The 6,572-nt window shown below is 38.8% G+C and carries 9 protein-coding genes; 3 read left to right on the plus strand and 6 right to left on the minus strand.

Annotation, left to right across the window (positions count from 1 at the left end; genetic code table 11):
- Positions 1 to 45: 45 nt before the first annotated feature.
- Positions 46 to 531, minus strand: a complete 486-nt coding sequence (locus tag QX565_RS17245) for a hypothetical protein (protein ID WP_221649474.1) — start codon at positions 529 to 531, stop codon at positions 46 to 48.
- Between the two features lie 121 nt (positions 532 to 652).
- On the opposite strand from QX565_RS17245, the gene QX565_RS17250 reads away from it, so the two are divergent.
- Both QX565_RS17250 and QX565_RS17255 read left to right on the plus strand, forming a co-directional pair.
- Positions 653 to 955 (plus strand): GNAT family N-acetyltransferase, encoded by a 303-nt coding sequence (locus tag QX565_RS17250; RefSeq protein ID WP_221649475.1) that lies wholly within the window; start codon positions 653 to 655, stop codon positions 953 to 955.
- A gap of 13 nt (positions 956 to 968) precedes the next feature.
- Positions 969 to 1,190: a (4Fe-4S)-binding protein gene (locus tag QX565_RS17255; RefSeq protein WP_289293681.1), complete on the plus strand. Its 222-nt coding sequence runs from the start codon at positions 969 to 971 to the stop codon at positions 1,188 to 1,190.
- 158 nt (positions 1,191 to 1,348) lie between these two features.
- Here the strand turns inward: QX565_RS17255 and QX565_RS17260 are convergent, their stop codons facing one another.
- The 5 genes from QX565_RS17260 to mutY form a co-directional block, all read right to left on the minus strand.
- On the minus strand, positions 1,349 to 2,245 hold the full coding sequence (locus QX565_RS17260; RefSeq protein ID WP_289293682.1) for a M23 family metallopeptidase: 897 nt from the start codon (positions 2,243 to 2,245) through the stop codon (positions 1,349 to 1,351).
- Between the two features lie 20 nt (positions 2,246 to 2,265).
- Positions 2,266 to 2,895, minus strand: coding sequence for a 4'-phosphopantetheinyl transferase family protein (locus QX565_RS17265; protein ID WP_289293683.1), 630 nt, complete (start codon positions 2,893 to 2,895; stop codon positions 2,266 to 2,268).
- A 2-nt stretch (positions 2,896 to 2,897) separates the two neighbouring features.
- On the minus strand, positions 2,898 to 4,241 hold the full coding sequence (locus QX565_RS17270) for a gliding motility-associated protein GldE (protein WP_221649479.1): 1,344 nt from the start codon (positions 4,239 to 4,241) through the stop codon (positions 2,898 to 2,900).
- Between the two features lie 115 nt (positions 4,242 to 4,356).
- Complete coding sequence (locus QX565_RS17275) at positions 4,357 to 4,812, minus strand: single-stranded DNA-binding protein (RefSeq protein ID WP_007486602.1); 456 nt, start codon at positions 4,810 to 4,812, stop codon at positions 4,357 to 4,359.
- A 63-nt stretch (positions 4,813 to 4,875) separates the two neighbouring features.
- A complete protein-coding gene (gene mutY / locus QX565_RS17280; RefSeq protein WP_289293685.1) occupies positions 4,876 to 5,916 on the minus strand; it encodes an A/G-specific adenine glycosylase in 1,041 nt (346 codons plus the stop codon).
- A gap of 266 nt (positions 5,917 to 6,182) precedes the next feature.
- Between mutY and QX565_RS17285 the strand changes: the two genes are divergently transcribed.
- Complete coding sequence (locus QX565_RS17285; RefSeq protein ID WP_002561408.1) at positions 6,183 to 6,458, plus strand: HU family DNA-binding protein; 276 nt, start codon at positions 6,183 to 6,185, stop codon at positions 6,456 to 6,458.
- The last annotated feature ends 114 nt before the right edge of the window (positions 6,459 to 6,572 follow it).

Consider the following 6,572-nt stretch of genomic DNA (forward strand, 5'->3'; position numbering starts at 1 on the left):
ACAGCGCAGCTAATTGGCACATTGGCACATTAGCATATTGGCATATTATTGATACGTTCCATAAACGATATCATACGGCTGAGCCTTTAAGAATTTTCCAATAATCCCCATCAACTCAGTCAACTTCTCTTCCATTTCTTTACGATGCCCTGCCGCATCAAAATCATAGATATCTCTGAATCCAACTGCCTTTCCTTCGGCATTAAAGTAAACAGTAGAGCATCCAAAAGCATAATCAAAATCGGTATTATCATAAAATGAAATCGCCTGCGAACGATATTTCACTCCATTGATCGTAACATAAGAAATAGATCCAATCCCTTTTCCGGCTGCAAACTGAGGTTCTGCATGAGCAGCTACCTTCTGAAAAATTTCGTCAGAAAGTACCATCGTCTCTCCTTTTCCTATCAAATAATGACGAAGGCATTCGCACTCAAATTCTGTATTCAGTTTTTCAAGCATCTGCGTCAACTTATCATTTATTTGTTTCAATACCACATCCCAAAAACCGTTTTGTTTCTGTACTCCCATAGTCGTTTTGTTTTTAAATTGATACTATCTTCCAAATGTATAAATTTCTAAAGAAGAGACAAACAAAAACTCCGGATAATCTGTTTATAAAATATATATTAAACAATTAACGTAGAAAATTATGGCAGAAGATTATGAACTCATTGACAATGAAGAAAATAGAAGATACGAGTTTCGCATTGATGGCCACATCGCCAAAATAGAATATATAAAGACCCCGAACGGAGAAATATACCTGACTCATACTGAAGTTCCACGAGCTTTGGGAGGTAAAGGAATAGGCTCCCAGTTGGTAGAGAAAGCACTAAAAGACATCGAACAAAAAGACTTACGTCTGGTGCCACTTTGTCCGTTTGTAGCCGGATATATTCACAAACATCCGGAATGGAGACGTATCGTAATGAAAGGTTTTCATATTCAATAAAAATTAAAAAGATATGGGAAAGAATATAGAATATTCAAATGGTGAAATGACCATTATATGGCAACCTGAACTTTGCCAGCATGCAGGTATTTGTGTTAAAATGTTACCTAATGTATACCACCCCAAAGAAAGGCCGTGGATACAAATTGAAAACGCAACCACAGAAGAATTGATTGCACAGATCAAAAAATGCCCTTCGGGAGCATTAAGTTATAAAATGAATAAAAATAAATAGAAAAGGAAACTATATAGAAAGTCTGCTAAAGTAACAAATGTGTAATTTTAGAAACGCAGATTTACGCAAATTATCGCAAATCCAATTAACATTTGCGTAAATCTGAGTAAATCTGCGTTTTATGAATAGCTAATTTTACCTTCAGCATACCCTGGCCTTTAATGCTTTTCCATATATTTTTTCTTCTCCTTCTTACTCATCTCCTGCATGATAATCTCTTGAGGGTGTTCAGAAACATAGAGCTCTCCAACAGCTGGTTTACCCGTCTTCCCCGGAGAAAGATAAAAGCAGGGAACAAACGTGAACTTACGCATGTCAGGACAATAGATACTAAAACGCAGATGTGAACCTCGTTCATAATTACTCCCGCCAATGATTCCAAGAGGTTGTCCGGGGATAACCTGATCTCCCGGAGAGACAAAAATACCATTATCACGAAACAAGATATAACGGGCAAAAGTACCATCATCCTGGCATATCTCTACAAAATTCTCTTTTGCACTAAAGCTCTTATGTTCTGCTTCTGAAGCTGAATTATCTTGTACTTCGGTTACAATGCCACGACGAGCAGCTACGATAGTATCTCCATCGGCAGTCTGAAATGAGATGCCTGTAAGCCGGGATTTATCATCACTACCCAGCACCTTTTCCAAAGAGACCATGTGGTTCATACGCACCCGTTTACCTTCTGTAAGCGGAAAAAGATATACAAAGTTAGTATCTGTTTTAGCATGCCAATCGCCTTTAGTGATATTAGAGCGATAAGAGAAACCTATACCTGCATTTTCTGTGACCGGTTTTAAGGTCAGTAATCGCGTTTTTCTACGAGAGAATGCGGTTGCCTTATGGGTATCTCCTTCCTGAAGAGAGAGGGTACCACTCAAACGTGTAAAGGTCAAAGCAACCGTATAGGGAGTATATGATATATTATCAGCATAAAAAGTCACCTCTCCTTTTCCCGAACGTTCGTAAGTAATCGTAACCGGACTATTCTGAGCTACAACCCAAATGGGCATCAGGAAAAGAATAGTACTTAAGCAGTGTTTTAGTTTCATAGTATTCTGTTTTTTTATATTTAATCAATCTGCCAAGTCATCACAAACTCAGGATGAATCAGATAATGAATCCGGAAGTTACGCCGTTGCTCCGTTCTATATTCGTGAGCCAGAAAAACGCCTTGTTGCTCTGTTGTAAAAGGTTCGATATGCAAATGTTCCCGAAAGTCTACTTCGGGAGTATTCATACACTTGAACATGACTTCTTTGGCTGACCAATGCAACAGAAGGCTCCAGGTATCATCTTCCCCATAGGGAACGAGCTGTTCATCCTCCCGCATATACTTATGCGCCACTTTGTGTACACGCCGACTATATTGCTCAATATCAATACCAACCGGTTTTTCTTCACTCAAGATAACAGCTACGTAACCTTTAGTATGCGAAATACTGATAAAATAAGAGTTATCTGCCAGATAAGGTTTTCCACTTGGTTCGTAACACACCTCTTTATGCACACCCACCAAGTGGAATAGTAACGCACGGACAGAAAGCCATTCTTGTTTACGGTGCGGAGCATTAAAACGTTGCAGTTCCTCTTCGTAATACGCTCTCTCCGGAAGTAAACCAAGTAAAACATCTATCGGTTCCTCCATCTTCCAGATTCCCCATTGGAAAGAAGGCTCTCTATGCTGCAGAAATAATGCCATAATTATGCATCCTCTTCTGTTTGAGGTTGGTTGATGATAAATTTAACTTTCAAAATGCGGCGATTATCCATCTCAAGTACTTCAAACTCATAGTTCAGATAAGAAACCTTTTCATGAAGTGCAGGGAACTCCCCTTTTATCTCAAGTAAAAGCCCCGCTAATGTATCAGCATCACCAACCACTCTTTCAAAATCATCTTCATCAAGTTTTGTGATCTTATAGAAATCACTCAACTGAGTCTTGGCCTCAAAAACCCACGTATGATCATTCAGTACAGCGTAAGTACGCTCTTCATCGTCATATTCATCATGAATCTCACCTACAATCTCTTCGATAATATCCTCCATTGTTACAATGCCGGAAGTTCCTCCAAATTCATCAACCACAATGGCAATGTGTATCTTATTAGCCTGAAAATCACGTAAAAGATCATCTATCATCTTTGTTTCAGGCACAAAGTAAGCCGGACGAATCAGAGACTGCCAACGAAAATTATCACCCTTGTTGACATGAGGTAAAAGATCTTTTATATAAAGCACTCCTTTTATGTTATCACGGGAACCGGAATAAATAGGAATACGCGAATAAGCATTATCTACAATACACTTCATCACGTCCTTAAACGAAGTACGTATATCAAGATCCACTACATCCAGGCGGGAAGTCATTACTTCCTTTGCAGTCTCACCTCCAAAGCGAATAATACCTTCGAGTATGTTGTTTTCCTCAGAAAGTTCGGCTTTATCAGTCAGTTCCAATGCCTGTGAGAGTTCGTCAACCGAGATATTATGATTCTTACGCGTAAAATGTTTATTCAAAAAAGTAGTAGAACGTACCAGCACTGCAGAAATCGGCCTAAAGACTTTGCGCAACAGATAAATACCCGGAGCGGCAAAACGACAAAAAGCCAATGTCTTCTGTGCCGAATAGATCTTTGGCATAATCTCGCCAAAAAGTAACAACAGAAAAGTAAGGATTACTGTTAATATCAAAAACTCCGCAACAGGTGAATGAAAGATAAAGACATTCATGAAAAAGAAATTGCAAAGCATAATTATCGTCACATTAACAAAATTATTGGTGATCAGTACAGTTGCCAGCAAGCTCTCTGAATTTCCAAGCAAACTACTGATTTTCTCATCCGAGGGATGATTACGTGACTCTATTTCATTGAGGTCGGAAGGAGATAATGAAAAAAAAGCTATTTCTGATGCAGAAGCAAAACCGGAGGCGAGCAAAAGCACACCGGCCAAAATAATAGCTACAATTGCCGAAAAGGAAGGTGGGTTTACGGTTATACCGTTAAAAATGTCTGCCAAATGGCATAAATAAGCGTCTGGGTCCAAAATCCTGGGTTTTAGTTAAACAATTATTTAGTTGACAGTGGACAATTGATAATTGACAGTTATGATGCAGCATGATGTGCAGCCAATTGTCAATTATCAATTATCAACTGTCAATTTAGAACGGCAAATCATCTGCCGGATTATTCTGTATAGGGTTAGCTTGCGATTGCTGTGGCTGCACAGTCGGTGCACCCTGCTGAGCTGCCGGAGTATATGAAGAAGCACCTGGTGCAGTATTCTTAGGAGTCAACATCTCCATATTATCTACGAATATTTCGGTAATATACCGCTTGGCACCTGTCTGATCGTCATAAGAACGGCTTCTTATTTTTCCTTCAATATAAAGCTTATCACCTTTGTGAACATATTTCTCTGCCGTTTCTGCCAGTCCACGCCACAACACAAGATTGTGCCACTCTGTTCTTTCGGGCACTTGCGTTCCGTTAGCCAAAGTATATGCACGGTCGGTAGTAGCTAAAGGAAAAGTTGCCACAGCAATACCTGTATCCAGATATCTAACCTCCGGGTCTTTACCAACATTTCCTAACAATATCACTTTATTTACTGACATATCATTCTATATTTATATTATTTTGTGCCAAAATTAAACAGAAATACAACACCAAACAAGTTTTTATACATATTTCTCCAGGAAAGCATGTATCAATTTGGGCACGGCATATTGCTCTAACTCGTCAATCCTCACTTTCAGGTAAGAAGAGAAAGAAACAGTATCTTCCGGCAAGCTAACTTCATAGAAATTAGCATAAAGCACCCGGTGAGAAAGCACATGTTTCACATCCCGGCAGACCAAACGAACCATAGGAACTTCTCCTCCAACGAATAATTCAGTGAATTCCGGAAGAGCCAGGAATGCCTCTTCTGTAACAGATTCTGCCGTTTCTATCAACGGCAATTCAAAGAGATTTTTCCAAATATCATTTTCCGTCCGTTTATTAATAAAAGTATATGCACCCGCACGTACATACATATAATTGAGATAACGGTTTGTTGTCTTTGTCTTATGCTGTTTTACGGGAAGCTGCTGGACTGTCCCTTTCGCCAGTGCCATACAACCATCTGCTAATGGGCAAAACAGGCAAGCCGGAGCTTGCGGAGTACACTGTATCGCCCCAAAATCCATAATAGCCTGATTATAAATAGCCGGCTGAGTCTTATCCAACAATTCACCGGCCAACGAAGCAAATAGTTTTTTCCCTTCCGTAGAGTCTATAGCAGTTTCAATCCCAAGATAACGCGACAATACCCGATATACATTACCATCGACCACCGCATAAGGCATATTATAAGCAAAGGAACAAATGGCAGCTGCCGTATACTCTCCTACTCCCTTCAAGTCCAATACTCCCGAATAAGTGTTAGGAAATACCCCATTCATACTACGGGCAGCAGCATGAAGATTGCGTGCACGGGAATAATATCCCAGTCCCTGCCAGTACTTCATTACCTCATCTTCATCAGCTTCGGCAAGTGTCTTCACATCAGGGAAGCGTTCAATAAAACGCACAAAATAATCATACCCTTGTACAACCCTTGTCTGTTGCAAAATGATTTCAGAAATCCATATCAGATAAGGATCAGAAGACTCCCTCCAGGGTAAGTCACGTTTATGTTCGTGATACCAGTTTATTAGTGTTTCGCTGAAGTTATTCATTAAAATAATGTATTAATATAGCAACGTAAAAAATACGTTATTTGCCTTATTAATGCACCTCATAGCCAACTAATACATTGGCATATTGGTACATCAGAACCGTAATTCGTGTACAAAAGTAGCTCTTTTTAAATCTAACAAAACTTAAGGAAGAGACTTTTTTATAAAATTGTTCAGAATATATTTTTTTGAGAGCTTAAAAAGCTATATATTTGCAGTCCAAAAAATTAGAAAGAACATAGTAATAATATTTTTTTTAAGGAAAAATGACTAAAGCAGATATTGTAAACGAAATTGCAAAGAACACCGGAATTGACAAAGTAGCAGTATTGACAACTGTTGAAGCGTTTATGGACGCAGTAAAAGATTCTTTGGCGAAAGATGAGAATGTTTACCTTCGTGGATTTGGTAGCTTCGTAGTAAAGAAAAGAGCTCAGAAAACAGCTCGTAATATTTCTAAAAATACTACAATTATTATCCCAGAACATAATATTCCGGCATTTAAGCCAGCGAAGACATTTACAATCGCGGTAAAGAAATAATAAACAAGAGTATTAACCATAAAATTTTGAAGCTATGCCAAGCGGAAAGAAGAAAAAAAGACATAAAATGTCTACGCACAAGCGTAAAAAAAGACTAAGAAAGAACAGACATAA

This window comes from Bacteroides sp. 41_26 (assembly GCF_949740115.1).
Classification (GTDB): domain Bacteria; phylum Bacteroidota; class Bacteroidia; order Bacteroidales; family Bacteroidaceae; genus Bacteroides; species Bacteroides nordii.

Coding starts and splice junctions, on each gene's coding strand:
- mutY (WP_289293685.1), bottom strand. CDS start 5,916: ATGAATAACTTCAGCGAAACACTAATAAACTGGTATCACGAACATAAA.
- QX565_RS17265 (WP_289293683.1), bottom strand. CDS start 2,895: ATGGCATTATTTCTGCAGCATAGAGAGCCTTCTTTCCAATGGGGAATC.
- QX565_RS17285 (WP_002561408.1), top strand. CDS start 6,183: ATGACTAAAGCAGATATTGTAAACGAAATTGCAAAGAACACCGGAATT.
- QX565_RS17260 (WP_289293682.1), bottom strand. CDS start 2,245: ATGAAACTAAAACACTGCTTAAGTACTATTCTTTTCCTGATGCCCATT.
- QX565_RS17245 (WP_221649474.1), bottom strand. CDS start 531: ATGGGAGTACAGAAACAAAACGGTTTTTGGGATGTGGTATTGAAACAA.
- QX565_RS17275 (WP_007486602.1), bottom strand. CDS start 4,812: ATGTCAGTAAATAAAGTGATATTGTTAGGAAATGTTGGTAAAGACCCG.
- QX565_RS17255 (WP_289293681.1), top strand. CDS start 969: ATGGGAAAGAATATAGAATATTCAAATGGTGAAATGACCATTATATGG.
- QX565_RS17250 (WP_221649475.1), top strand. CDS start 653: ATGGCAGAAGATTATGAACTCATTGACAATGAAGAAAATAGAAGATAC.